The 25,613-nt window shown below is 70.9% G+C and carries 21 protein-coding genes and 2 tRNA genes; 16 read left to right on the top strand and 7 right to left on the bottom strand.

Features of this window, described 5'->3' with window-relative positions:
- Positions 1-264: 264 nt before the first annotated feature.
- From gyrB to OG852_RS24220, 4 genes are all read left to right on the top strand, one after another.
- Positions 265-2,328 carry a DNA topoisomerase (ATP-hydrolyzing) subunit B gene (gyrB, locus tag OG852_RS24235; protein ID WP_330348939.1) on the top strand — a complete coding sequence of 688 codons (2,064 nt, stop codon included), beginning with the start codon at positions 265-267 and terminating at the stop codon, positions 2,326-2,328.
- Between the two features lie 42 nt (positions 2,329-2,370).
- On the top strand, positions 2,371-4,962 hold the full coding sequence (gyrA, locus tag OG852_RS24230; RefSeq protein ID WP_133911113.1) for a DNA gyrase subunit A: 2,592 nt from the start codon (positions 2,371-2,373) through the stop codon (positions 4,960-4,962).
- 19 nt (positions 4,963-4,981) lie between these two features.
- Positions 4,982-5,755 carry a DUF3566 domain-containing protein gene (locus OG852_RS24225; RefSeq protein ID WP_133911112.1) on the top strand — a complete coding sequence of 258 codons (774 nt, stop codon included), beginning with the start codon at positions 4,982-4,984 and terminating at the stop codon, positions 5,753-5,755.
- Between the two features lie 112 nt (positions 5,756-5,867).
- Positions 5,868-5,944 (top strand) — tRNA-Ile (locus OG852_RS24220).
- A gap of 382 nt (positions 5,945-6,326) precedes the next feature.
- Here OG852_RS24220 and OG852_RS24215 read toward each other — a convergent pair.
- Entirely contained in the window at positions 6,327-10,796 is a 4,470-nt protein-coding gene (locus OG852_RS24215; RefSeq protein ID WP_330348938.1) for an nSTAND1 domain-containing NTPase, read from the bottom strand.
- Between the two features lie 463 nt (positions 10,797-11,259).
- Between OG852_RS24215 and OG852_RS24210 the strand changes: the two genes are divergently transcribed.
- Both OG852_RS24210 and OG852_RS24205 read left to right on the top strand, forming a co-directional pair.
- A complete protein-coding gene (locus OG852_RS24210; protein WP_330348937.1) occupies positions 11,260-11,403 on the top strand; it encodes a hypothetical protein in 144 nt (47 codons plus the stop codon).
- A gap of 62 nt (positions 11,404-11,465) precedes the next feature.
- Complete coding sequence (locus tag OG852_RS24205; protein ID WP_330348936.1) at positions 11,466-12,125, top strand: hypothetical protein; 660 nt, start codon at positions 11,466-11,468, stop codon at positions 12,123-12,125.
- Here the strand turns inward: OG852_RS24205 and OG852_RS24200 are convergent.
- Both OG852_RS24200 and OG852_RS51020 read right to left on the bottom strand, forming a co-directional pair.
- On the bottom strand, positions 12,110-12,883 hold the full coding sequence (locus OG852_RS24200; protein WP_330348935.1) for a glycosyltransferase family 2 protein: 774 nt from the start codon (positions 12,881-12,883) through the stop codon (positions 12,110-12,112). The two genes, OG852_RS24205 and OG852_RS24200, sit on opposite strands and share 16 nt — an antisense overlap.
- 198 nt (positions 12,884-13,081) lie before the next feature.
- Positions 13,082-13,918 (bottom strand): DUF6344 domain-containing protein, encoded by an 837-nt coding sequence (locus OG852_RS51020; RefSeq protein WP_443064557.1) that lies wholly within the window; start codon positions 13,916-13,918, stop codon positions 13,082-13,084.
- Between the two features lie 255 nt (positions 13,919-14,173).
- Between OG852_RS51020 and OG852_RS24190 the strand changes: the two genes are divergently transcribed.
- Positions 14,174-14,302, top strand: a complete 129-nt coding sequence (locus tag OG852_RS24190) for a DLW-39 family protein (RefSeq protein ID WP_003999697.1) — start codon at positions 14,174-14,176, stop codon at positions 14,300-14,302.
- A 216-nt stretch (positions 14,303-14,518) separates the two neighbouring features.
- Complete coding sequence (locus OG852_RS24185; RefSeq protein WP_330348934.1) at positions 14,519-15,883, top strand: hypothetical protein; 1,365 nt, start codon at positions 14,519-14,521, stop codon at positions 15,881-15,883.
- Here OG852_RS24185 and OG852_RS24180 read toward each other — a convergent pair.
- Both OG852_RS24180 and OG852_RS24175 read right to left on the bottom strand, forming a co-directional pair.
- On the bottom strand, positions 15,847-17,412 hold the full coding sequence (locus OG852_RS24180) for a serine/threonine-protein kinase (RefSeq protein ID WP_330348933.1): 1,566 nt from the start codon (positions 17,410-17,412) through the stop codon (positions 15,847-15,849). The genes OG852_RS24185 and OG852_RS24180 overlap by 37 nt on opposite strands.
- Positions 17,413-17,686: 274 nt before the next feature.
- Positions 17,687-18,235 carry a helix-turn-helix domain-containing protein gene (locus OG852_RS24175; RefSeq protein WP_055636222.1) on the bottom strand — a complete coding sequence of 183 codons (549 nt, stop codon included), beginning with the start codon at positions 18,233-18,235 and terminating at the stop codon, positions 17,687-17,689.
- A 179-nt stretch (positions 18,236-18,414) separates the two neighbouring features.
- Between OG852_RS24175 and OG852_RS24170 the strand changes: the two genes are divergently transcribed.
- Positions 18,415-18,487 (top strand) — tRNA-Ala (locus tag OG852_RS24170).
- Positions 18,488-18,896: 409 nt separating this feature from the next.
- Here OG852_RS24170 and OG852_RS24165 read toward each other — a convergent pair.
- Entirely contained in the window at positions 18,897-19,619 is a 723-nt protein-coding gene (locus tag OG852_RS24165) for a DUF5324 family protein (protein ID WP_133911041.1), read from the bottom strand.
- A 254-nt stretch (positions 19,620-19,873) separates the two neighbouring features.
- On the opposite strand from OG852_RS24165, the gene OG852_RS24160 reads away from it, so the two are divergent.
- Both OG852_RS24160 and OG852_RS24155 read left to right on the top strand, forming a co-directional pair.
- Positions 19,874-20,401 (top strand): peptidylprolyl isomerase, encoded by a 528-nt coding sequence (locus OG852_RS24160; RefSeq protein ID WP_133911040.1) that lies wholly within the window; start codon positions 19,874-19,876, stop codon positions 20,399-20,401.
- Positions 20,402-20,502: 101 nt separating this feature from the next.
- Positions 20,503-21,396 carry a rhomboid family intramembrane serine protease gene (locus OG852_RS24155; RefSeq protein WP_133911039.1) on the top strand — a complete coding sequence of 298 codons (894 nt, stop codon included), beginning with the start codon at positions 20,503-20,505 and terminating at the stop codon, positions 21,394-21,396.
- 246 nt (positions 21,397-21,642) lie between these two features.
- Here OG852_RS24155 and crgA read toward each other — a convergent pair whose 3' ends face one another.
- A complete protein-coding gene (gene crgA, locus OG852_RS24150; RefSeq protein ID WP_133911038.1) occupies positions 21,643-21,897 on the bottom strand; it encodes a cell division protein CrgA in 255 nt (84 codons plus the stop codon).
- Positions 21,898-22,036: 139 nt separating this feature from the next.
- Between crgA and OG852_RS24145 the strand changes: the two genes are divergently transcribed.
- The 5 genes from OG852_RS24145 (at position 22,037) to OG852_RS24125 (ending at position 25,613) form a co-directional block, all read left to right on the top strand.
- Positions 22,037-22,804 carry a DUF881 domain-containing protein gene (locus OG852_RS24145; RefSeq protein ID WP_330348932.1) on the top strand — a complete coding sequence of 256 codons (768 nt, stop codon included), beginning with the start codon at positions 22,037-22,039 and terminating at the stop codon, positions 22,802-22,804.
- Between the two features lie 18 nt (positions 22,805-22,822).
- Complete coding sequence (locus OG852_RS24140; RefSeq protein ID WP_330348931.1) at positions 22,823-23,500, top strand: class E sortase; 678 nt, start codon at positions 22,823-22,825, stop codon at positions 23,498-23,500.
- A 147-nt stretch (positions 23,501-23,647) separates the two neighbouring features.
- The gene (locus tag OG852_RS24135; RefSeq protein ID WP_330348930.1) at positions 23,648-23,809 is read left to right on the top strand and encodes a hypothetical protein; all 162 of its coding nucleotides are present in this window, start codon (positions 23,648-23,650) and stop codon (positions 23,807-23,809) included.
- Entirely contained in the window at positions 23,806-24,444 is a 639-nt protein-coding gene (locus tag OG852_RS24130) for an aminodeoxychorismate/anthranilate synthase component II (RefSeq protein ID WP_133911034.1), read from the top strand. The genes OG852_RS24135 and OG852_RS24130 overlap by 4 nt, the downstream gene beginning before the upstream one ends.
- The gene (locus tag OG852_RS24125) at positions 24,441-25,613 is read left to right on the top strand and encodes a class E sortase (protein ID WP_133911033.1); all 1,173 of its coding nucleotides are present in this window, start codon (positions 24,441-24,443) and stop codon (positions 25,611-25,613) included. The genes OG852_RS24130 and OG852_RS24125 overlap by 4 nt, the downstream gene beginning before the upstream one ends.

Genomic DNA, 25,613 nt, shown 5'->3' with positions numbered 1-25,613 from the left:
GTTGACACCCGGAAGCGCTGAGTGCCTCCGTGAGCCCCTTGAAGCCCCCTTCCGTATATCGGGACCCGTCGGAGACCGGTTGAGGGCGGCACATCAGGACTCAGGTACCGGCAAACCCCCATCACTGTCAGTGCTACCGGTAGACTGGAAGCCAATCCCGCCCCAAACGTGGGGACCGCCCGGGACAAGCTGAGCAACGCTGATCAAGGCTTACCAACGCAACATGCCGCAGCCGCTCCGGCGATCCGCCGAGGAGCCTGGCTCGTGCTGTGCCAGAAAGGGCGCTTCGTGGCCGATTCCGGCAACCCCAACGAGAACAACCCGTCCACCGACGCCGGCGCCAACGGCGAGGTCACCGCCTCGTACGACGCCAGCGCCATCACCGTCCTCGAGGGCCTGGACGCGGTCCGCAAGCGCCCCGGTATGTACATCGGCTCCACGGGCGAGCGTGGTCTGCACCACCTCGTGTACGAGGTCGTCGACAACTCGGTCGACGAGGCGCTGGCCGGTCACGCCGACACGATCGACGTGACGATCCTGGCCGACGGCGGCGTGCGCGTCATCGACAACGGCCGCGGCATCCCGGTCGGCATCGTGCCGTCCGAGGGCAAGCCGGCCGTCGAGGTCGTGCTCACCGTGCTGCACGCGGGCGGCAAGTTCGGGGGCGGCGGCTACGCGGTCTCCGGCGGTCTGCACGGCGTCGGCGTCTCCGTCGTGAACGCCCTGTCGTCGAAGGTCGCCGTCGAGGTGCGCACCGACGGCCACCGCTGGACGCAGGACTACAAGATGGGCGTCCCCACGGCGCCCCTCGCCCAGCACGAGGCCATCATGGAGACCGGCACCTCGGTCACCTTCTGGGCCGACCCGGACATCTTCGAGACCACCGAGTACTCGTTCGAGACGCTCTCCCGGCGCTTCCAGGAGATGGCGTTCCTCAACAAGGGTTTGACGATCAAACTCACGGACGAGCGCGAGTCGGCGAAGGCCGTCACCGGTGCGGACGAGGCGGGCGCCGACGAGAAGTCCGAGGTCAAGAGCGTCACGTACCACTACGACGGCGGCATCGTCGACTTCGTGAAGTACCTCAACTCCCGCAAGGGAGACCTGGTGCACCCGACGGTGATCGACCTCGAGGCCGAGGACAAGGAGCGCGCCCTCTCCCTCGAGGTCGCGATGCAGTGGAACAGCGGTTACAGCGAGGGCGTGTACTCCTTCGCCAACATCATCCACACGCACGAGGGCGGCACCCACGAGGAGGGCTTCCGCGCGGCCCTGACCAACCTGGTCAACAAGTACGCGCGCGACAAGAAGCTGCTGCGCGAGAAGGACGACAACCTCACGGGCGACGACATCCGCGAGGGTCTGACCGCGATCATCTCCGTCAAGCTGAGCGAGCCGCAGTTCGAGGGCCAGACGAAGACCAAGCTGGGCAACACGGAGGCCAAGACCTTCGTCCAGAAGGCGGTCTACGAGCACCTGCAGGACTGGCTGGACCGCAACCCCGTCGAGGCGGCGGACATCGTCCGCAAGGGCATCCAGGCGGCCACCGCGCGCGTGGCGGCCCGCAAGGCCCGCGACCTGACCCGCCGCAAGGGCCTGCTGGAGAGCGCCTCGCTCCCGGGCAAGCTCTCCGACTGCCAGTCGAACGACCCCACCAAGTGCGAGATCTTCATCGTCGAGGGTGACTCCGCCGGCGGCTCGGCCAAGTCCGGCCGCAACCCGCAGTACCAGGCGATCCTCCCGATCCGCGGCAAGATCCTCAACGTCGAGAAGGCCAGGATCGACAAGATCCTGCAGAACCAGGAGATCCAGGCGCTGATCTCCGCCTTCGGCACGGGCGTGCACGAGGACTTCGACATTGAGAAGCTCCGCTATCACAAGATCATCCTGATGGCGGACGCCGACGTCGACGGCCAGCACATCAGCACCCTGCTGCTGACCTTCCTGTTCCGCTTCATGCGGCCGCTGGTCGAGGCCGGGCACGTCTACCTCTCCCGCCCCCCGCTCTACAAGATCAAGTGGGGCCGGGACGACATCGAGTACGCCTACTCGGACCGCGAGCGCGACGCGCTGATCGAGATGGGCCGGCAGCGGGGCAAGCGCGTCCGCGAGGACTCGATCCAGCGCTTCAAGGGCCTCGGCGAGATGAACGCCGAGGAGCTGCGCGTGACCACGATGGACCAGGAGCACCGGGTCCTCGGCCAGGTCACCCTGGACGACGCCGCCCAGGCCGACGACCTGTTCTCGGTCCTCATGGGCGAGGACGTCGAGGCCCGCCGCCAGTTCATCCAGCGCAACGCCAAGGACGTCCGCTTCCTCGACATCTGAGTCGGTCTCAGCTGACCGCATCAGGAAGGATCTTCACCAGCAATGGCCGACGAGAACACTCCCGTCACCCCTGAAGAGGGCGAAGTCGCGATGCGCGTCGAGCCCGTCGGGCTCGAGACGGAGATGCAGCGCTCGTACCTGGACTACGCGATGTCCGTCATCGTGTCCCGTGCGCTGCCCGACGTCCGTGACGGTCTCAAGCCCGTCCACCGCCGCGTCCTGTACGCCATGTACGACGGCGGCTACCGCCCCGAGCGCGGCTTCTACAAGTGCGCCCGCGTCGTCGGCGACGTCATGGGCAACTACCACCCCCACGGCGACTCCTCGATCTACGACGCCCTGGTCCGCCTCGCCCAGCCCTGGTCGATGCGGATGCCGCTGGTGGACTCCAACGGCAACTTCGGCTCCCCGGGCAACGACCCGGCGGCGGCGATGCGCTACACCGAGTGCAAGCTGGCGCCGCTGTCGATGGAGATGGTCCGTGACATCGACGAGGAGACCGTCGACTTCACGGACAACTACGACGGCCGCTCCCAGGAGCCGACCGTCCTGCCCGCCCGCTTCCCGAACCTGCTGATCAACGGCTCCGCCGGGATCGCGGTCGGCATGGCGACCAACATCCCGCCGCACAACCTGCGCGAGGTCGCGGCCGGCGCCCAGTGGTACCTGGAGAACCCGGAGGCCACGCACGAGGAGCTCCTGGACGCTCTCATCGAGCGCATCAAGGGCCCCGACTTCCCGACCGGCGCCCTGGTCGTCGGCCGCAAGGGCATCGAGGAGGCGTACCGCACGGGCCGCGGCTCGATCACCATGCGCGCGGTCGTCGAGGTCGAGGAGATCCAGAACCGCCAGTGCCTGGTGGTCACGGAACTGCCGTACCAGGTCAACCCGGACAACCTCGCGCAGAAGATCGCCGACCTGGTGAAGGACGGCAAGATCGGCGGCATCGCGGACGTCCGCGACGAGACGAGCTCGCGCACGGGCCAGCGCCTGGTCATCGTGCTGAAGCGGGACGCGGTCGCCAAGGTCGTCCTGAACAACCTCTACAAGCACACGGACCTGCAGTCGAACTTCGGCGCCAACATGCTGGCCCTGGTCGACGGCGTCCCGCGCACCCTCTCCCTGGACGCCTTCATCCGCCACTGGGTGACGCACCAGATCGAGGTCATCGTCCGCCGTACGCGCTTCCGTCTGCGCAAGGCGGAGGAGCGCGCGCACATCCTGCGCGGCCTGCTGAAGGCCCTGGACGCCATCGACGAGGTCATCGCCCTCATCCGGGGCAGTGAGACCGTCGACGTCGCGCGTACGGGCCTGATGGAGCTCCTGGAGATCGACGAGATCCAGGCGAACGCCATCCTCGAGATGCAGCTGCGCCGACTGGCCGCCCTGGAGCGCCAGAAGATCGTCCAGGAGCACGACGAGCTCCAGGCGAAGATCAACGAGTACAACCAGATCCTCGCCTCGCCGGTCCGCCAGCGCGGCATCGTCAGCGCGGAACTCGCCGCGATCGTCGAGAAGTTCGGCGACGACCGCAAGACCATGCTGGTGCCCTACGACGGTGACATGTCCATCGAGGACCTGATCGCCGAGGAGGACATCGTCGTCACGGTCTCGCGCGGCGGGTACGTCAAGCGGACCAAGACCGTCGACTACCGCGCCCAGAAGCGCGGCGGCAAGGGCGTGCGGGGCACGAAGCTGAAGGAAGACGACATCGTCGACCACTTCTTCGTCTCCACCACGCACCACTGGCTGCTGTTCTTCACCAACAAGGGCCGGGTGTACCGCGCGAAGGCGTACGAGCTGCCCGACGCCGGCCGGGACGCGCGCGGCCAGCACGTGGCGAACCTGCTCGCCTTCCAGCCGGACGAGGCGATCGCCGAGATCCTCGCCATCCGCGACTACGAGGCGGCGCCCTACCTGGTGCTCGCCACCAAGGGCGGCCTGGTCAAGAAGACGCCGCTGAAGGATTACGATTCGCCCCGTTCCGGCGGTGTCATCGCCATCAACCTCCGGGAGACGGAGGACGGTTCCGACGACGAACTGATCGGTGCCGAACTCGTCTCGGCCGACGACGATCTGCTGCTGATCAGCAAGAAGGCGCAGTCGATCCGTTTCACGGCCACGGACGAAACGCTCCGCCCCATGGGCCGCGCCACCTCGGGTGTCAAGGGCATGAGCTTCCGCGAGGGGGACCAGCTCCTCTCGATGAATGTTGTTCGACCCGGTACGTTCGTGTTCACTGCCACAGACGGCGGGTACGCGAAGCGGACCGCCGTCGACGAGTACCGCGTCCAGGGCCGCGGCGGCCTCGGCATCAAGGCCGCCAAGATCGTGGAGGACCGCGGTTCGCTCGTCGGCGCGCTGGTGGTCGAGGAGACCGACGAGATCCTCGCCATCACGTTGTCGGGTGGTGTGATTCGTACGCGAGTCAACGAGGTCAGGGAGACGGGCCGTGACACCATGGGCGTCCAACTGATCAACCTGGGCAAGCGCGATGCCGTCGTAGGTATCGCACGTAACGCCGAGGCGGGGCGCGAGGCGGAGGAGGTCGACGGCGACGAGGCCGTGGACGAGACCGCCGAAGCCGCCGCGACCACCGGCACGGACGAGGGTGAGGCGCCCTCGGCCGAGTAGGCACGAGGAGTGAGTCATCGTGAGCGGAGCCACGGGCGCCGGTACGTCTGCCGGCACGGACAAGAACGGCGGCGGCCGTGGCTCCGCCGCGCCGGAGGGGGACGCGCGCACGACCAGCGCGCGGGGCGCGGAGGGACGTGAGCAGGACACGCACACGACCCAGCTGAAGGCGATCAAGCCGACCGCCGACGCGCCCTCCCCCTCGCCCGACACGCAAGGATCCAAGGGATCCCAGGGGGGAACCGTGACGGACACCAGAGGTCCGCAGGCCCAGCAGCCGGCCTCACCGCTGCCCGCCGACCGGCAGGCCCAGCAGCCTGCCGCGGCGCCGTACCACCCGCCGCAGGCCTACCCGACCCAGGCGACGCCGCCGGGTACGGTACGCCGTCCGCGCACCGGCGCCGGAGCGCGCACCGTGCCGCGGGTCCGCAAGGCGCGGCTGCGGGTCGCGAAGGCCGACCCGTGGTCGGTGATGAAGGTCAGCTTCCTGCTGTCGATCGCGCTCGGCATCTGCACGATCGTCGCGGCGGCGGTGCTGTGGATGGTCATGGACGCGATGGGCGTCTTCTCGACGGTCGGCGGCACCATCTCCGAGGCCACCGGCTCCAACGAGTCCAACGGCTTCGACCTGCAGTCCTTCCTGTCCCTCCCCCACGTCCTGATGTTCACGACGATCATCGCGGTCATCGACGTCGTCCTGGCGACGGCCCTCGCGACCCTCGGCGCGTTCATCTACAACCTCTCCGCCGGCTTCGTCGGCGGCGTGGAGCTGACGCTCGCCGAGGACGAGTGAGCTGCCGCTGAAACCGCCGTGGGCGGTCCCCCGACAACCGATTTTGGGACTGCCCACGTCGTGCGCTAATCTTCAGGAGTCAGCGCGCGGGACATACACCGCAGAGCGCGGCGGGGCTATAGCTCAGTTGGTTAGAGCGCATCCCTGATAAGGATGAGGCCACAGGTTCAAATCCTGTTAGCCCCACCAGCGAAAAGACCCCCGGATCATTGGTCCGGGGGTCTTTTGACATCAGTCACTGATCATCGCCCGGCAGGACGGCGGCTTCGGCTCCTGGTCCGACGCGGTGGGCTCGCCACCGCCTCGGTCCGGCGGCGAAGGGGAGGGGGCCTCGTCCTTGGCGCTGCCGTCCAGGTCCCGGCCGGAGCCGGCTTGTGCGTCGTGTGGGGATTGCTCCGACCGTCGGACCGCCCCGACCCGCTGAGGGGGGCGAGGGCATGAAAAGGCCCGGTCGCTGGCGACGGGGGATGCACCAGCGACCGGGCTTGGGCCAAGGCTAACAAGGGTGGTTGATCAACGGGAGGCGACTGGTCGGGCGGAGGGGGGAGTTGTGACCGGGATCACTTTGAGGTCAGGTGGGGCACGGAGGATCGTACGAGAGGCGGGGGAGGTACTCGTGCCACTTCTCGGCGGTGAGGACGTTGCGGGTGGTGGCGCAGATGTGGGTGATGGCCCGGTCGACGTCGAGGTTCCACAGCCGGACCGTGTCGGCGCCGCTGGAGACGCCCAGCATGCGGCTGTTGGGGCTGAACGACAGGAAGTTGCCGGTCTTGGCGTTGGGGCTCATCGACTGGCCGATGGGGGAGGCGTCGGAGGGGACGCGGACGTTCCAGAGGCGGACCGTGTTGTCGTTGCCGCCGCTGGCGAGCGTGCCGCCGTCCTTGCTGTAGGTCAGGGAGACGACCGCCTCGGTGTGGCCGGTGAGGGGGGAGCCGAGGCGGCCCGCCCGGGAGAGGTCCGCGATGTTCCACAGGCGGACCGTGTCGTCGTCGCTGCCGGAGGCCAGGGTTTTCCCGTCGGGGCTGAAGGCGAGGGCGTTGACCGGACCCGAGTGGCCCTTGAGAGGGGTGCCGACGGGCGTCGTACGGCCCGGGTCGGTCACGTTCCACAGGCGGATGGTGGCGTCCGCGCTGCCGGAGGCCAGGGTCTTCCCGTCGGGGCTGAAGGCGAGGGAGTTGACGTAGCCGCGATGCCCGGTGAGCGGGGCGCCCAGCCGGGTGACGTGGGACGGGTCGGCCACGTTCCAGAGCTGGATCGTGCGGTCGTCGTAGCCCGTGGCCAGGGTCCGTCCGTCGGGGCTGTACGCGAGCGCGTCCGGGCCCGTGAAGCGGGTGCGCAGGGTGATCGGGGCGCCGTGGGAGACGGGACGGGCCGGATCGGTGACGTCGTAGAGATGGACCGCGCGGTTGTCGGTGAGGATCGCGAGGGTGTGGCCGTCGGGGGAGAAGGCCAGCGAGCGGTAGCCACCGTCGGCCGCCATGAACGGCTCGCCGAGCGGCTCCGGCCGCCCGGGCCGGGCCACGTTCCACAGGCGGATGCGTCCGTCGCGGGCCGCCGTGCCGAGCACCCGCCCGTCCGGACGGAACGCGCCGGTGCTGCCGATCATGTCCGCGGTGGGGACCGACCACAGCCGGACCTTGGTGTCCCCGCTGCCAGTGGCGAGGGTGGTGCCGTCCGGGCTGAAGCCCAGCGCGTACATCTCGCCGCTGCTGCCCGCGAGGGGCTCGCCGAGCTGGGAGGGGTACTTCGGGTCGCTGACGTTCCACAGGATGGCCGTGCTGTCCGCGCTGGCGGCGGCGAGCAGGGAGCCGTCCGGGGAGAAGGACACGGACCAGACGGGACCGGTGTGACCGGTGAGCGGGGCGCCGAGGGCGGCCGGGCGGGCGGGGTCCGACACCCGCCACAGCCGTACGGTGTCGTCCGCGCTGCCGCTGGCGAGGGTACGGCCGTCGGGGCTGAACGCCACGGAGTGGATCGTGCCGTCATGGCCGGTCAGCGGCTTGCCGAGGAGACGCGGCCGGCTCGGGTCGGCCGTGTTCCACAGGCGTACGGCGTTGTCGTCGCCGCCGGTCGCGAGGGTCCGGCCGTCGGGGCTGAACGCCACGGAACGCACCGCGGCGGTGTGGCCGGTGAGGGTGGCGAGGGCCTTCGGCGCGGCCGGGTCGGCCACGTTCCACAGGCGGACCCCGCTGTCCTCGTTGGCGGAGGCCAGGGTGTGGCCGTCGGGGCTGAAGGCGACCAGGTAGACGGTGCCGCCGTGCGCCTGGAGCGGCTTTCCGAGGGGCCGGGGAGCGGCGGGCCGGCTCATGTCCCACAGGCGGATCGTGCCGTCGTCGCCCGCGCTGGCGAGGGTGCGGCCGTCGGGGCTGAAGACCGCGCTGCTCACCCAGCTCGTGTGGCCGGTGAGGGGCTTGCCCAGCGGCTCGGGCCGGGAGGGGTCGGCCAGGCTCCACAGGCGGACCGTGCGGTCGTAGCTGGCGGTTGCGAGCAGTTTGCCGTCCGGGCTGAAGGAGGTCAGGTAGACGGCGCCGGTGTGGCCGAGGAGCGGGGTGGCCAGGGGCGCGTTGACGATGGAGATCAGGCGGTTGCGGGCGCCCTCGTCGTCGGGCCGCAGCCGGTGGGCGACCAGGTCGAGCTGCGCCGACAGCGACGGGTCCGTGTACTGCACCCGGTCCGCCTCGGCGACCACCTGTTCGAACACGGCGTCGTTGCGCTGCTGCCAGGCGACGACCGCCGCGCCGACCGCCAGCACGGCCAGCACCACCAGGGCCGACACCGCGGCGCGGCTGATCCGGACCGTGCGCCGGCGCAGCCGGACCGACGCGGCGAGGAAGTCCACCGCGCTGCGGGTGAGGAAGGTGTCACCGGCGGACTTCGCCCAGGTGTGGGCCTGTTCGAGGCGGGAGCCCCGGTAGAGCAGCGAGGAGTCGCGGTGCGAGCCCTCCCAGGCCCGGCCGTCCTCCTCCAGGCGCTGGCGCAGCAGATGGTCGCTGCGGTCCTCGTCGATCCACTCGCGCAGGCGCGGCCACGCCGTCAGCAGCGCCTCGTGGGTGATCTCCACGGACTCCGCGTCCAGCGTCACCAGCCGGGCGCGCACCAGCGCCTCCAGGGACTCCTCCGTCGCGCCGGGGTCGGTGGACTCCTGCGCCAGCTGACGGCGGGTGCCGCGGCGGCGGGTGGCCTGGGTGTCCTCGCCGAGCCGGACCAGCCGCAGCAGCAGCAGCCGCGCGGCCGTGCGGGCGGCGGGGTCGAGGCCGGACCAGGCGCGTTCGGCGGTCGCGGCGACCGCGCCCTGGATACCGCCGGCCGCGCGGTAGCCGGCCAGGGTCAGCCTGCCGGCCTTGCGGCGCTGCCAGGTGGCGAGCAGGGCGTGCGAGAGCAGCGGCAGCACACCGGCGTCGTGCGCGCCGCGCGGGCCGTCGGCGCTGACCTCGCGGACGATGAGCTCGGCGAGGCCGGGTTCGAGCTCGAGGCCCACGGCCTTCGCGGGGCCGGTGACCGCCTCGCGCAGCTCCGTCGTGGTCAGCGGGCCGAGGACCATGTGCCGGTGCTGGAGGGCGTCGGCCAGTTCGGGGTGGGCGAGGCACTGCTCGTAGAAGTCGGCGCGGATGCCGAGCACGACAAGGGCCGGGGCCCGCTCCCCCGCCCCGGCGGGCGTGGCAGCGGCGTGCAGCAGCTGTACGAAGAGGCGTCGGCCCGCCTCGTCGGCGCAGAGGGTGAAGACCTCCTCGAACTGGTCCACGATCACGACGGCGGGGCCGGGCCCGGGCGCCGCCCCCCGCGCCCAGTCGGCGACGGCCTCCCGCACGGACCGCGCGAACCACGGCGAGACGGGGTCGCCGTGCGCGCGGGCGTCCTGCACGAGGGGCGCCAGCCCGGGGATCCGGGCGGCCAGCTCACCGAGCGGATCGGCACCGGGGACGAGGTGGAGGACTTCTGCGTGGGGGGTGGTTCCTTGGGGGACCGTTCCCTGCGGGGTCTTGCCCTGGGGGGCTGCTCCTAGCGGGGCCGTTCCCTGCGGGGCGGTTCCTTGAGGGGCCGTTCGTTGCGGGGCTGCTCCTAGCGGAGCCGTTCCCTCCGGGCCGGTTCCTTGCGGGGCTTCTCCCTGCGGGCGGTCGGCCTGGGGCGGGTGTCCATGCTGTGCGCCGCCGTGCCGCAGGTCCCCCGGCCGCAGGTCTTCCTGCCAGGGGTTTCCCGGCCGTGCGTCGCCCTGCCGCTGATCTCCCGGCCGTGCGTCGCCCTGCCGCAGGTCTCCCGCGCGCTGGTCTCCCGCGCGCTGGTCTCCCGCGCGCTGGTCTCCCGCCCGCAGGTCTTCCTGCCGAGGGTTTCCCGGCCGTGCGTCTCCCCGCCGTGCGTCGCCCTGGGCTGCGGCGTCCCCCGCGTCCTTCTCGCCGTCGGCGAGCGCCCCCTCCCGCAGGGCGGGTACCAGGCCCGCGCTGAGCAGGGAGGACTTGCCCGCGCCCGAGGCTCCCACCAGCATCACCAGGCCGCCGGTGCTCCGGGCCGCGCGCAACTGGGCGACCAGGGCCTCGGTGCTGCGCTCCCGGCCGAAGAACCAGCGGGCGTCCTGCCGGCGGTAGGAGGCCAGGCCCCGGTAGGGGCACACACTCCCCGGAACGGCGGACTCGCCCGCGGCGGAGGCCGAGGTGCTCTGCTCCTTCCGCGTCTCCTCGGCCGGTACGGCGCCCTCGCCGGTCGCGACCGGGTCGGCCAGGGCGCGCTCCCAGAGCCGCTGCCACTGGGGCATGTCGTACAGGCCGGGAGAGACGGGCGCGGGCCTGGCGCGGCGTGCGTCGGGTATCAGCACATGGAGGACGGCGGCGAGGGCGGCGAAGTGGGCGGGGACGTTCCTGGCGCGGCGCCAGTCGCTGATCCGCTGGGCGGACACCCGCACCGGCCGCCCGCGATCGTCGACCCGCTGCAGCCGGGCAACCGCCTCGGACACGCGTTTGAGGGGCGGGTTGCCGGCCTCCTTGTACAGCAGCGCGAGACGTTCCGCGAAGGCTGTACGCGCCCCCGAGTCGGAACTCAAGGCCTCCACCCCTTTACTTCCCCCGCACCTGGAATCCGGACCGGAAAACTCACTTTATACGGCTGACCTGCGGCGACGAGGGCGACCGGAGGTCGGTACCCTCCTCGCCGCGAGCCGTAGCTGGCAGGATCCGAAGGGCAACCGGACGTCACCCGCACCGTTCGGCAGCGGTCCGCACGAGGGGAGGGACCGGTGCCGAACGGTGCGGCGCGCGCGATGGCGTGGGCAGTGCGCACCGGTCACTTTCCGCTCCTCGGTTCCCGAACCGGGTTGAGCTACCCCGGGCCCCCGGCCCTCACGCATTGATCCACTTCCCGGGCTGGTTCCCGATCACCTTTGGCCGAGACCTGGGCCCTCCCGTCCCGCCGCAGGGGCAATGCCCGCCGTCCGAATGCTTGATTCGCGTCTGGTGAGAATGAAGTTTTCAAACCCCGAGAGTGCGGATCCAGCAGGGCGTGCTGGAGGCACTGACATGCAACGGGACGATCTGATCCTGATCAAACTGACGGAGCCGGTGGACAAGCTGGAGGCGTTCCGGGCCCGGGCGCGGGCGGCGATCGCGGCGGCGCAGCAGGCGAGTCCCGTCCGAAGCGGCTCCGGAGATATGGATAGCTGACGACCCGTCAGATATCGTCGCCCACACCGTGCCGATACGGCGATACGGAAGGGGCGAGCGCCATGGAGAGCCGGAGCCGAGAGAGCCGAGAGAGCCGAGAGGGCGGACCGGGCGGTCCCCCGAGCCCGCAGCCGCCGGGGGATCCGCGCTGGGTCGCGATGTTCCACGACCCGGTCTCGGATTCCTGGCGGCCCGCCGCCGAATCCCCCGACCGCACCCCGGTGCTGTACGCGATGGGTGAGATGACCCAGGTCAAACGGGCGAGGGGGGACGCGGCGACGGTCGCCCTCTGGGGCCCGAAGGACGGCGCGTGGCACCTCTTCGAGCCGGTCGGCGCACCGACCGCGGACCCGGAAGTCGCCGAGGGCCCACATGGCGCCGAGGGCCCGGGTGGTGCCGAGGGTCCGGGTGGTGCCGAGGGCCCACATGGCGCCGAGAGCCCGGGTGGTGCCGAGGGTCCGGGTGGTGCCGAGGGTCCGGGTGGTGCCGAGGGCCCACATGGCGCCGAGGGCCCGGGTGGCGCCGCTCCCAGCAAGCTCGCCGAGCGTATGGAGGACCGCCGGCATCAGGTGATCATGGCCGGGCTGAGCAAGGCGGGCCTGTACGACCTCACCGCCGACGACGTCACGGCCGTACGGACCCTGGTGGACCGGGCCGACGAGACCACGCTGCGCCAGGTGGCCCACTGGCTGGCCGTCGCCGCGGGTCAGCCCGCCGGGTAGGTCCAGCCGAAGGAGGCCAGCGCGCGCGCCCTGGCCTCCGCGACCGCCATGCGTGCCACACGCTCCGCGGGGTCGACGTGCGAGGCCTGACCCGTGGCCTGGCCTGCCCACTTGCGGTAGAACAGCCCCGCCTCCGGGGTGAACCAGCCTCGGCTCACCGCGTTCAGCGCCAGCAGCAACCCGGTGTCCTCGGAGGCCGGCAACGCCATCCAGCCACCGAGCGAGGTCAGCAGATCGCGGCGTACGAACAGGGAGGCCGGGTGCACCTGGGCGCGGTGGTCGTGCGCCTTCCAGTGGGCCAGGACGACACCGCGTTCGAGGGGGCCGCCGGTGGGATCGCCGGGGAAGCCGACGGTGGAGCCGTCGGGGAGGAGGTCCAGAACCCGTGAGGTGGCCCAGCCGAGGTCGGGATCGCGCTCCAGGGCGGCTAAGTCCCGGGCGAGCGCACCGGGCGTGAGCAGGTCGTCGGCGTCCAGGACCTTCACGTACGACCCGTCGCAGTACGCCAGCGCGATCGTCCGCGCGACACCGGGCCCGCCGGGGCGTCCCTGCCGGAAGGTCACCCGGGAGTCGTCGGGGACGTACGGTCGGACCGCGTCCGTCGTACCGTCCTCCTGGATCACCCAGTGCCACTCCCAGTCCTCGGGCAGCTCCTGCTCGCGCAGCGACTTCCAGGCCTCGGGCAGATACCGGGCCGAGGGCGCGTGCACGGCGGTGAGGACGACTATGCGGCGGCTTCGTTCGTGGACCTGGGGCACGGGCGTCAGGGTAGCCGGGTGATGTGTACATGCGGCGAAGGCCCGGTCGCTCGGGGGAGCCGCCGGGCCTGCATCGTGCGGTCTGTACGCAGGTCGCCGTCACGTAGGGGTGGATCTGAGCTGAGCTTGTACGGGTTCAACGCTGTACGGGTTCACGCCGTACGGGTTCACGCTGTACGGGTTCGACGCTTGTACGGGTCAACGCTGCAGCGGGATCGAGGGCTCGGCCTCCTCCTCGTCCTCGTCCTCCAGGTCGCAGGCCTGCTCGGCCGCTTCCGCGTCGGTGAGGGGGAGGTGGCGGCAGTTCGGGGACTTGCCATGGGCCTCGGCGAGGATGCGCTGCTTCATCGTGGGAGGCAGGGAGCGGGAGTGGAACCAGTCCCAGGAGGAGGCGGCGGCCGGCGACGCGACCGGCACACCACCGGTGACCGGGCCGGAGGGGCCGGAGGGACGCGCATCGCCGGTGATCCCACGGGCCGGCACGCCACGAGGAGCGGGCACGGCATGGGCCGGCCCGTCGAGGGCAGGCACTTCCACGGCGGGGCCGTCCTGGGCGAGGACTTCACGGCCGAAGCTCTCGCTGCCGAAGCTCTCGCTGGTGAAGCGTTCGTCACCGAAGCCCGCACGCTCGGAGCCCGCACGCTCGGAGCCCGCACGCTCGGAGCCCGCACGGTCGAAGCCCGCACGCTCGAAGCCCCCGTCGCCGAAGCTCTCGTCCCGGAAGCCCTCGTCCCCCAAGCTCTCGTCCCGGAAGCCGTCCCGGCTGACATGCTCGCCGCTGAAGTCCTCACTGCTGAGGGCCCCACCACCAAAGCTCTCACCGCGCGTGCTCTCACCCCCGATGCCCGTCTCGGGGATCCCCGCGCCGTGCGGGTTTCCCTCGCCGCCGGTGGCCTTCTCGCCGCCGGTGTGCTTCGGCCCCGTCTGTGCCGTCGCGGTCGCGGCGGTCGAAGCGACGAAGCCGAGCGCCGTGCACACCGCGAGGAACGCGGTGACGATGGCGGTCCACAGCTTCATGACCCGGTTCACGGTCATGCCCCTCACCTTCAGGTTGGGCGATTTGCGTACTTTGCTCATGATGTGTAGAGCGAGCGCGAACCGGGGGACCGACGCACACGACGAGGCGATGTTCCGATGAACACCACTCGTATGGACGCACCGGGGGCAACGGGTCTCAGCTGGGCCTGGCAGGGGAGTTGACGGGCCGACGCAGGTCACCGATCGATATCGGTCGGTGTGTATAGTCGGGCGCCAGAGGTCCCCTACGTCAAGGAAAGACGAGGTCGCGCGGTGAAGAAGCTGCTCCTGGTCGCACTGGCCGCCATCGGCGGTCTCCTCGTGTACCGCCAGATCCAGGCGGATCGCGCCGAGCAGGACCTGTGGACGGAGGCGACTGACTCCGTGCCCACGGGTTCCTGAGTACCGACACCAGACTGAGATCGACATCAGACCCCGGCCGCCGCAGCGGTCGGGGTTTTGCGTTGCCACCCGTTCGCCGGTCCTCTCCGGTTGCGAGGGCTCCGGTTTGCGGATAGAGGCGGGCGTTCCGGGCGGTCGCGGGGAAGTGGGGGGTGGACGCCGGGGCGGCGGGGCAGGATGAGCCACGTTCGGACCAAGGCGAGGGGGCGGGTTCTGATGGCCCGGCGTAGGGGGCGTACGGGGCGCGCGGCGACGGGGCTGCGCGCCGTGGTCATGGGCGTGCTGCTGTGCTGGGCGGTCCCGGCGCCGGCCGCCGTCGCCGCGCCCGACATCCCGTCGTACGCCTTCGCCGACGACGTCCGCGAGGCCCGCGCCGCGACCGGCGCCTCCGGGGCCGTGCGCCTGGAGGCCGGAGCGACGTACAAGAGCACCCTCGACGGGGGCGGGAAGGCGTACTACCGCCTCGAGCTCGACGACGTGTCCACCACGTACGTCGCCGTCACCGCGATCCCCCGCGCCGGGACCACCCCCGCCGTCGGCGACGGCATCACGGTCTCGGTGCAGGACGCCGACAGCGGGAGCTGCTCCTACGAGTCCGCGACGATCGGCGCGGCGCGCAGCCCGCAGCCGGTGACGGCCTGGGGCGCACGGGAGATCCGGCCCGGGAAGGGGCTGTGCCAGAAGGCGGGCACGTACTACGTGGTCGTCGAGCGGTCGGACACCGGCACCGGTGAAACGGCCCAGGACCCCTGGGAGCTGGAACTCGCGCCCGTCAGCGAGCCGCCCCTCGCCCGGGCCGGCACCACGAGCACGCCCGAGGCCTGGGACTCCGCGACCCCCGCCCCGCAGGCCGGGGAGCCGGTCGGGCGCCCCGGAGGCGCGGGTTTCACCGTGGCGACCGCCGTCGGGCAGGGCGTCTGGAGCGACGAGGTGGTCCCCGGCGAGACCGTCTTCTACCGGGTGCCCGTCGACTGGGGACAGCAGCTCTACGCCGAGGCCGACCTGGCCGGCGGCACCACGAGCAGCGCTTCAGGGTCCGGGGTCGGGGTCGGGGCCGGGTCCGGGTACGTGGTCGACGCGCTGGAGCTGACCCTCTACAACCCGGTGCGCGCCAAGGTGGTGGCCCGGGGCACCGGCTACGGCGGCACTCAGAAGTCGGCCGCCCTCGACCCGGTCCCGCCCGTCCGGTACGCCAACCGGTACGCGCCCACCGACCCCCGGAACAGCCTGCGATTCGCCGGCTCCTACTTCCTCGTCGTCCATCTCTCCACGCAGGTCGCCGAGGAGTTCGGGGACGGCCCCTACGAGGTGACCCTGCGCGTCCGCCTCGGCGGAACCCCGGAGTCCGGGCCGGGGTACCTGGGACGGGCCGTGCCCAGCGGGATCTTCGGCGCCGACACGGGAGAGCTCCGGACCGATGGAGCCACGACGGCCGGGGACGATCCCGTGATGCGGGCGGTCGCGGTGGCCGGTCTCGGCACCGGGAGCGCGTTGCTGCTGTTCCTCGGCGGCTGGACCCTCACCGCCCGCCGCCGGGCCTCCGCTCAGATCCGCGCCAGCGCCCAGAACCCGACGGCGTAACAGGCCAGCGCGAGCAGCAGCAGGGGCACCGCGACCTTGGCGGACGGCCCCGGCCGCCGCTGCCGCACGGCCCGGTGCCCCCGCGGCCGCGGAGCCTCCGGCACCGGGTCCTGAGCGGTGTAGGAGGCGGTGGCGGTGCTGGAGCGGGCCAGGGCGAACGTGGAGTCGTGGGTGGGGGTGAGGTACGGGTGAGGGGTGGAGGTGGCGGTGACCGCCGGCAGAGGGGGTGGCAGATGGAAGCTGCCGGTGTCCGACATGGAGGGGGTGGGGGTCGGAGTGGGGGTAGGGGTGGGGGTCGGTGTCGGGGTGACCGTCGGGGGATGCGGGGGGAGGCTCGGGGCGCTCGGCGGGGTGTGCGGGGCCGTGGGGGGAGCGGCGGTCGGCTGAGGGGGGACGGGACCGGCGTGGGACGGGGTCGGGGTGGGGGTCGGCGTCGGCGTCGGCGTCGGGGGCGGGTTCAGGGACGAAGACGTGTGAGGGGACGTTTCGCCTGGACCGGTCCCACCGGTCGGGCCGGGGGGTGCGAGGGGCCGGGCGGGGAAGGACCAGGACCCCGTTCCCGGGGGTGTGGTCGGCGGGGCGGGCACGAGAGGCTTCCTGGTGCGGCCCGGGTCGGGAGCCCCGGAAGGGGTCTTCCTCGGGAGCGGTTTCAGGGGCCCTTCGGGGGCGAACCCCTCCGGGAGCGGCCCGAGTTGGTTGAAGATCTCGATGATCTCGTCGTCGGGACCGGGCTCGGGGAGGAGTTCCACGGCCGCCGCCAGGGCCTTGCGCGCCCCCGTCGCCGTACGGAAACGCGCTTCGGGATCGGGCTGGAGCAGCAGGGCGACGACCTGCCACAGCGGATCCGGAATCCCCTTGGGGGCGCCGGGAGTTCCGTGCTCGGCGAAGTACTGCACGAGGGCCTTGGCGTCGGGCTTGGCGCCCTCCAGGAGGTACAGCGCGACCAGGCCAACGGCGAACAGGTCGGCGGGGAAGTCGGGTTCGGCGCCGAGCATCTGCTCGGGGGCGAGGTAACCGGGCGTTCCCACCACGAGGTTGGTCTCGGTCAGGCGCGGTTCGCCCAGCCGCATCGCGATGCCGAAGTCGGACAGCCGGAGGCGGGGGCGGGCGGTGCCGGTGGCTTCGAGGAGCACGTTCGCCGGTTTGATGTCACGGTGGACGACGCCCTCGGCGTGCACGGCGGCGAGCCCGGACAGGAGTTGGTCGAGCAGGGTGCAGACGAACGCGGGCGGCAGGGGACCGTAGTCGTTGACGAGGTTGACCAGCGAACCGCCGGCCACCAGGTCCATGGTGAACAGCACCTTGTCGTCGTCGGCGGCCCAGCTCGCGGGCGCGAGCACATGCGGGTGGTCGATGCGCAGTCCCTGTTCACGGACGAACCTCAGCAGGGAGTGGGCGTCCCGCTGCTGGAGCACCTTCGCGGCCACGTACCGGCGGCGGCGGTGGTCCCAGGCACGCCAGACCGCACCGACCCCTCCGCGCCCGATCGGGTCGGCCAGTTCGTACCGTCCGGCGAAGACCTCACCCATGGCAGTGCGTCGCTCCTCCCCCTCGGCTGTCCCCCTGCTGCGCCCTCGCCCTCCACGACGAGCGCTGAGACCCCCGTGCCCCCGTGCTCCCGTGCCCCCGCGGTCCTTCGGTCGGGTCCCCAAGGCCCTGCGGGTATGTCCCCCGTGCCCCCGTACTTGTCCCCCGAGTACCCCGTACCCGGTGTCCGTCTCCCCCGTGTCCCCCGTGGCCGCCCCTGGCGGCCAGGCGCGTGCGTTCCGGTGCCGAACCCCCTTCAGCGACCGGTCCGACGGCTCAGCTCTGGTGGGACTGGTAGTGCGTGACGGCGTCCGAGGTGCGGCCGGCGCCGTACACGCGGAGGAACTCTGCCAGTTCGGGGTGGCTCGGGGCGAGGGTGTCGGCGGCGTCGATGATGTCGCCGGCGGCGGCCACCGAGCGCAGCAACGACTGGATCTCGCGGACCACCCGCTTGACCGTGGGCGCGCCCGAACTGCTCGTCGTGGTGGTGGTGTTGCTGAGCACGGAGCCCCCTTGCGACCGCTTGATCTCGTCCATCCGCTCGGTGGCCTCGGCGGCGCTGACGCTGCCGTCCGCGACCTGTCCGGCCAGCTCCTGCAGCAGCTGTACGCGCTGCACCACGGCCGGGTTCCCGATCTTCGCCCGCTGACCGCTCATCAGCTGGGACAGCATCGGCGCGGACAGTCCCAGGACCCCCGCGAGACGAGCCTGGTTGAGGCCAAGATCGTCGATGAGCTTACGGAAGAGCGCCCCCAGTGGCTCTCCGTACCAGTTCCGCTGAAGCTCCCGCGCTCTCGCGGTCGCTTCCTGTTGTGCGGCGTCCATTGCGTCTCCCCATCGCTTCCCCAGAACATCCACGGTTCGCTGTAGCGAACCACGTCGAGCATCTTACGGAGAGTGGTCATTCACGGGGACCCCCAATCTTTTTGCGAGATACCCCCGGTGACCCGGTACTCTGGTCTGCGGCGGCCGTCGGGACGAGCTCTCGGCCGGGCGTCCCTTCCGGGGCCTTAGCTCAGTTGGTAGAGCGCTGTCTTTGCATGGCAGATGTCAGGGGTTCGACTCCCCTAGGCTCCACATCCGGAAAGCCCCTCTGACCTGCGGAAACGCAGGCGGAGGGGCTTTTTCGCGCGCCGACGGACTGCGGCGTACCGGGCCCTCGGACAGCGCCCACCCCCCGACACCCGGCCCCACCCGCCCGATCGCCGGGCCCCCACGCCCTGTCCAAAAGGACACACCCCGAGCGCACACCCTCCCTGCCCCGAGCACACCCGCCCCCACCGCGAGCGCACCCACCCCGACGAACTCGGCCCACTCGGGGCCCCGTTCCGCACGAAGGCCCCCAACCGACAGCGCCCGGCGCGGGCTCGGGCCCCGGTGGCCTCCGCAGCCGACGGCGTGCGGCTCGGGCTCGGGACCCGCGGTGCCAGGCACCCCACCGGGGCGGAGCCGTACGGCTCCGCCCCGGTGGGGGATGGTGTGGGGATCAGCCGCGGTCGTCGTCGCGGTGGGCTGCCTCCTCTTCGGCTTGCTTGGCCTGGACCTCCGGGTCGAGCGCGGCGCCGCTGCCGTCCACCGAGGTCAGGCCGCCGGAGGCGGGTACCTCCGTGGGGGCGGGCGGTTCGACCAGCCAGTCGGGGTTGGCCTGCTTGTCCCACCACTTCCAGGCCGCGAAGGCTCCGCCGGCGACCGCGCCGACCACGAGGACGATCCGGGCCGTCTTCCCGGCCCGGGCCCGCCGCCGGTGCTTGCGCACGAGCCGTTCGATGTCCCTCGGGGTCACCTGGCCCCGCAGCGCGGCGACCGCCGCGATGCCACGGGCGGTGGCCTCGTTCCTCACAGGGCCGGCCGCGGCGACCGCCTGTTCGATCTTCGGTCGTGAGTACTCGGCGGCCTGCCGCGAGTACTCGGCGGCCTGCCGAGCGGCGATCCGGGCGCGCAGGGCCGCGTCCTGAGCGGCCTGGTCGACCTTCGGCGGTACATGCGTCCGCGCCAGTTCCAGCCGGGGCGCGACATGGGTGTCGTACTGGGCGCGGGCCTGCTCGGCGGCCAGCGACACCTTGGGCGCGAGTCGTTCTCGGGCCTCCAGCGCGTACTGCGCGGCCCTTTCCTTGGCCGTGTCGGCGTAGGGCGCCACCACTTCCGCGGCGTGCAGCACGCTGTCCTTCGCCGAGCCGGTCGCGGCGCGCACGCTGTCGATGCGGGTCACGGGTTCCTCCTCCTCGGTGGCGTACGGTATTTCGACTTTCCACCCTTTTACGGATCATGCCTGCCGGTGGCCGTCACGGCACCCGCGGACGGGCATCCGGGTGCCGGGCGGCTGTGACAGGGGACCGGGCGAGTGCCATAGGGGATGAATACGGGCAACGGGACCTTGTCGTCGACAATGCCACGGATCGGCGCCGCCCGCTCCCGTCCGTGCGAGGATCGGGGGATCACACGAGCACAACGGAAGGCAGGATCGTGGCAGAGCAGCTCTACGCCACCCTGAGGACCACCAGGGGCGACATCGAGATCCGGCTCTTCCGGGACTTCGCCCCGAAGACGGTCGCCAACTTCGTCGAACTCGCCACCGGCGCGCGCGAGTGGGTCCACCCCGCCACCGGCGAGCGGTCCACGGCTCCTCTGTACGACGGGACGGTCTTCCACCGGGTGATGAGCGGTTTCATGATCCAGGGCGGCGACCCGCTGGGCAACGGCACCGGCGACCCCGGCTACCAGTTCCCCGACGAGTTCCACCCGGAGCTGCGCTTCGACCGGCCGTACCTGCTGGCCATGGCGAACGCGGGCCCGGGCACCAACGGCTCGCAGTTCTTCATCACCGTCGCCCCGACGGCCTGGCTCAACCGCAAGCACACGATCTTCGGGGAGGTCGTCGACAAGGCCGGCCAGAAGGTCGTGGACGACATCGCGGCCACCGAGACCAACCCGCGTACCCACCGTCCGCTGCGGGACGTCGTCATCGAGTCGGTGGTCGTCGAAACGCGGTAGCGCCGTCCGCGCCAGGAACCATTTGCCCCGCTCGTCCGTAAGGTTGAGCAGGGACGCGGCCCGCATGCCCCGTCCCGCTCGACGACGAACTGGGGGAGCTCATGGACCAGGCGCCAGGCAGCCGGCCGGACGGCACCCACAGCGGGCTGCCGTCCTGCTACCGGCACCCCGGCCGGGAGACCGGCATCCGGTGCACGCGCTGTGAGCGGCCGATCTGCCCGGAGTGCATGGTCAGCGCCTCCGTCGGGTTCCAGTGCCCCAGCTGCGTCCGTGAGGGCTCGGGCACGGGGCATCCGCCGGCGGCCGCACAGCCGCGCACCCTCGCCGGGGGCTCCCTCAGGGACGATCCGCGCCTGGTCACCAAGATCCTGATCGGGCTGTGCGTGGCTGTCTATCTGGTCCAGATGGCCGTCGGTGACCGGTTCACCACCAGCTTCGAGTTGCTCGGCCGGGCCTACGTGCCGGTCCTCGGGGGTGTCGAAGGCATCGCGGAGGGTCAGTGGTACCGGCTGCTGACCCCGATGTTCCTGCACGGCGGCGTCGTCCACATCCTGTTCAACATGCTCAGCCTCTGGTGGCTCGGCGGCCCGCTCGAACAGGCGCTCGGCAGAGCCCGCTATCTGGCGCTCTACTTCGTCTCGGGCCTCGCGGGCAGCGCGCTGACCTATCTGATCGCCGAGCCGAACCAGCCGTCGCTCGGCGCCTCCGGTGCCATCTTCGGTCTCTTCGGGGCCACGGCCGTCCTGATGCGCCGGATGCGCTACGACATGCGGCCGATCATCGCCCTGCTGGTGATCAACCTGATCTTCACCTTCGGGTGGAGCAACATCGCCTGGGAGGCCCACATCGGTGGTCTCGTCGCGGGCGTGGTCATCGGATACGGCATGGTCCACGCCCCGCGTGAGCACCGGGCGCTGGTGCAGTACGGAACGTGTGCGGTGGTGCTGGTCGCGGTCGTCGTGTTGACGCTCCTGAGGACCGCCCAGCTCACCTGAGCGTCCTGTTGTCCACAGTGGGTGGCGAATCTTGTGCACAACGTGCGGGGACGACGACGCCCCCTGCGGGTGACCTACGTCGGTGCAGGTCAGGCAGGGGGCGAACGCGTTTTCGAGTGGTGGTGACTGCCGGTAGTTAGGTCATACCGGCGTCAACCTCCGGTGAGTTATCCACAGATCGTCGTTTCTTTTCCCCACTCTGTGGACAGAAGGCTCAGGCCTGTGGATAACTCAGTGCGGCCGTGGCTACTTCCACTGCGTGGAGACGCCGAACCCGGCCGCGATGAAGCCGAAGCCCACCACGATGTTCCAGTTGTTCAGGCTGTCGATCGGCAGCGTGCCGTCGGTCACGTAGAAGACGACGATCCAGGCCAGCCCGATCAGGAACATGGCCAACATCACCGGGGCGACCCAGGCGCGGTTGGTCAGCTTGATCGCGGTCGCCTGCTTCGCCGGCGGCGGCGTGTAATCAGCCTTCTTGCGGATACGTGACTTCGGCACGAGGGTCTCTCCTGTCGATGCGCTGCGTGGCCGCGCAGGTGCTGGTCGGGCTCGGGGGCTTCGTACTAGGGGACTGAGGGGCTCCCCCGGGCGTCCGTTAGCGTAGTGCTTCTACGGCGCCGAAGGAGATAAGGGTACGTTGAGCAATTCTGCCGACTCCCCCCGGACGGGTTCAACGCCCCGTTTCCGCCCCGTGCGGATGCTCACCGCGGGTGTCTTCGCCCTCGCCGGACTTCTCTTCATCACCAGCTTCAACACGGCCAAGGGCACGAACATCCGTACGGACGCCTCCCTGCTGAAGCTCTCCGACCTGATCCAGGAGCACAGCCGCAAGAACGGCGAGCTGGACGAGGCCAACGGGGCCCTGCGCTCCCGGGTCGAGTCCCTCGCCGAGGCCGACGACGGCAGCACCAGCGCCGAGGACGAGAAACTCACGGCCCTGGAGAAGAACGCCGGCACCCGCAAGCTCAAGGGCAGGGCGATCACGGTCACCCTCAACGACGCCCCGCCCAACGCCACCGCCAAGCTCCCCGGCTATCCCGAGCCGCAGCCCGACTACCTGGTCATCCACCAGCAGGACCTCCAGGCCGTGGTGAACGCCCTGTGGAAGGGCGGCGCCGACGGCATCAAGGTCATGGACCAGCGGTTGATCTCCACCAGCGCCGTGCGCTGTGTCGGCAACACCCTGATCCTGCAGGGCCGCGTCTACTCACCGCCGTACAGGATCCAGGCGGTCGGCGACCCCGAGAAGCTGCAGAAGGCGCTCGCGGACTCGCCCGCGATCCAGAACTACATGGTCTACGTGAATGTCTACGGCCTCGGCTGGAAAGTCACCGAGGACGGGACGGTGACTCTTCCGGGGTACTCCGGCACAGTGGATCTGCACTACGCGAAGCCTGTGGAGTAGCAACCGGCGGGGGCGCCTGTGTCGTTACGGGTGATCGTCAGGACGGTCAGTGAGCTGTGCATCACCGTCGGTGCCGTCATCGTCCTCTTCGTCGTCTACGTGCTCTTCTGGACCGGCGTCCGCGCCGACCGGGCCATGGGTGCCCAGATCGACGACCTGCACGACCAGTGGGCCACCCGGCAGCCGACCCCGCCGGCGAGCACGCCCGCACCGCCGGCGCCGTACAGGAGCGGACGGCCCTTCGCGGTCATGTACATCCCGCGTCTTGGTTTCACGTGGAACAAGCCGGTGCTCGAAGGCACCGCGACCGGCACCCTGAAGAAGGGGCTGGGCCACTACGCGGGCACGGCGCGGCTCGGACAGACCGGGAACTTCTCCGTCGCCGGCCACCGGCGGACCTACGGCGACCCCTTCAAGGACTTCCCGAAGCTGCGGCGCGGGGACGCGGTGGTGCTCACCGACGGTACGACCTGGTTCACGTATCGGATCGACAAAGGCCCTTACAAAACCGTGCCCTCGGACATCGAGGTGATCGACGCTGTGCCACGTAAGTCGGGGTATACGCGCCCGGGCCGGTATCTCACGCTGACCACGTGCGATCCGGAATGGGGGCACAGCCATCGACTCATCGTCTGGGCACACCTCGACTCCACCCAGCCCGTGGACGCAGGCGAACCCAAGGCCCTGCGCCGCTAGGGCCTGTCCGGCGGATCATGCCGCAGACGCGGGGTCAGCTGCGCTGATCAGTCACCGCTGCTTTCCTGCGACCTGATCCGCCGGACAGGCCCTAGTCTGGTGGCGTACGGCGTGAGTCAGGTGCCGTGGTGCGACGGAAGGGACGGGATGTACGGCTGGATCTGGCGGCATCTGCCGGGAAACGCGTGGGTGAAGGCGCTGATCTCGATCGTGCTGATCCTGGCTGTCGTCTACGCCCTGTTCCAGTATGTCTTTCCGTGGGCCGAACCGCTGCTTCCCTTCAACGATGTGACGGTGGACAACCAGTGAGCGCGCGCATTCTCGTCGTCGACAACTACGACAGCTTCGTCTTCAACCTCGTCCAGTACCTGTACCAACTGGGCGCCGAGTGCGAGGTCCTGCGCAACGACGAGGTCTCCACCTCCCACGCCCAGGACGGCTTCGACGGTGTGCTGCTGTCCCCCGGCCCCGGCACCCCCGAGGAGGCCGGCGTCTGCGTCGAGATGGTCCGCCACTGCGCGGCCACCGGCGTGCCGGTCTTCGGGGTCTGCCTGGGCATGCAGTCGATGCAGGTGGCGTACGGCGGTGTCGTCGACCGGGCCCCGGAACTGCTGCACGGGAAGACCTCGCTCGTGGAACACGGGGGCAAGGGCGTCTTCGCCGGGCTCCCCACCCCCTTCACCGCGACCCGCTACCACTCCCTCGCCGCCGAGCCGGCCACCGTCCCGGCCGAGCTGGAGGTCACCGCCCGCACCCACGACGGGATCGTCATGGGCCTGCGCCACCGTGAACTGCCCGTCGAAGGCGTGCAGTTCCACCCGGAGTCGGTGCTGACCGAGCACGGCCACCGCATGCTGGCCAACTGGCTCGTGGAGTGCGGCGACCAGGGCGCGGTGGCGAGGTCGGCGGGGCTCGCGCCGGTGGTGGGCAGGGCCACGGCGTGACCGCGCTGCGCCCCGAGCGAGAGGACTCGTACGGCACCGCGTCGTACGAGTCCTTCGGCGTGGACGCGTATGCGGGGGAGCGGCCGCCGGGTGCCCAGCCGTACGTCGGCGATCCTCGGCCCGGCACCGGGCGGCGGCGGAAGGCGGCTCCGGGCGCCGAACCGAGGGGCGGCGCGGCGGGGGGCGCGGAGGCGTTCACCCAGCGGCTTCCGCGCATCGACGAGGAGACGGTGGCGCTGCGGATCCCGGAGCCACCGCCGGCCGACACCGACCCCTTCGGCGCCACATCGGCCTCTGGCGTCACAGCAGCCTCTCCCGCCCCTGGAACCCCGGCGGGTGGCCGGGCGGCCCGCAGAAAGGCCGCCAAGGGCCGTCACGGGCGCCATGGCGGCTCCGGCACCGGGTCCGTCGACGCCGCCGATCCGGCGATCGCGCCCTCGCAGGACGAGCGGCCGCTGTCGCGGGTCGAGGCCCGCCGGCAGGCCAAGGCGCGCAAGCCCAGCGCGGCGGTGGTCGCCAGCCGGGCGGTCGGCGAGGTGTTCATCACCACGGGCGTGCTGATGCTGCTGTTCGTCAGCTATCAGCTCTGGTGGACGAACGTGCGGGCGCACGCGCAGGCCAGCAAGGAGGCCGACAGCCTCCAGGACGACTGGGCGAACGGCAAGCGCAACCCGGGCACCTTCTCCCCCGGACAGGGCTTCGCGATCCTGCACATTCCCAAGCTGGACGTGGTCGTGCCGATCGCCGAGGGTGTCAGCAACAAGAAGGTGCTCGACAAGGGCATGGTGGGGCACTACGGCGAGGGCACGCTGAAGACGGCCATGCCCGAGGACAAGACCGGCAACTTCGGGCTCGCGGGGCACCGCAACACGCACGGCGAACCGTTCCGGTACATCAACCGGCTCAGCGCGGGCGACGACATCGTCGTGGAGACGCAGGACGAGTACTTCGTCTACAAGATGACGTCCTCGCTGCCGGTCACCTCGCCCAGCAACACCAGCGTCCTGGACGCCGTGCCGCCGCAGTCCGGGTTCACCGGTCCGGGGCGTTACATCACCCTCACCACCTGTACGCCGGAGTTCACCAGCAAGTACCGGTTGATCGTCTGGGGCAAGATGGTCGAGGAACGGCCGCGCAGCAAGGGCAAGCCGGATGCGCTAGTCGAGTAG

The organism is Streptomyces sp. NBC_00582 (assembly GCF_036345155.1).
Taxonomy (GTDB): Bacteria; Actinomycetota; Actinomycetes; order Streptomycetales; family Streptomycetaceae; genus Streptomyces.
Note: the sequence above shows the minus strand (reverse complement) of the source record. Positions and strands in the feature narration are given on the sequence as shown.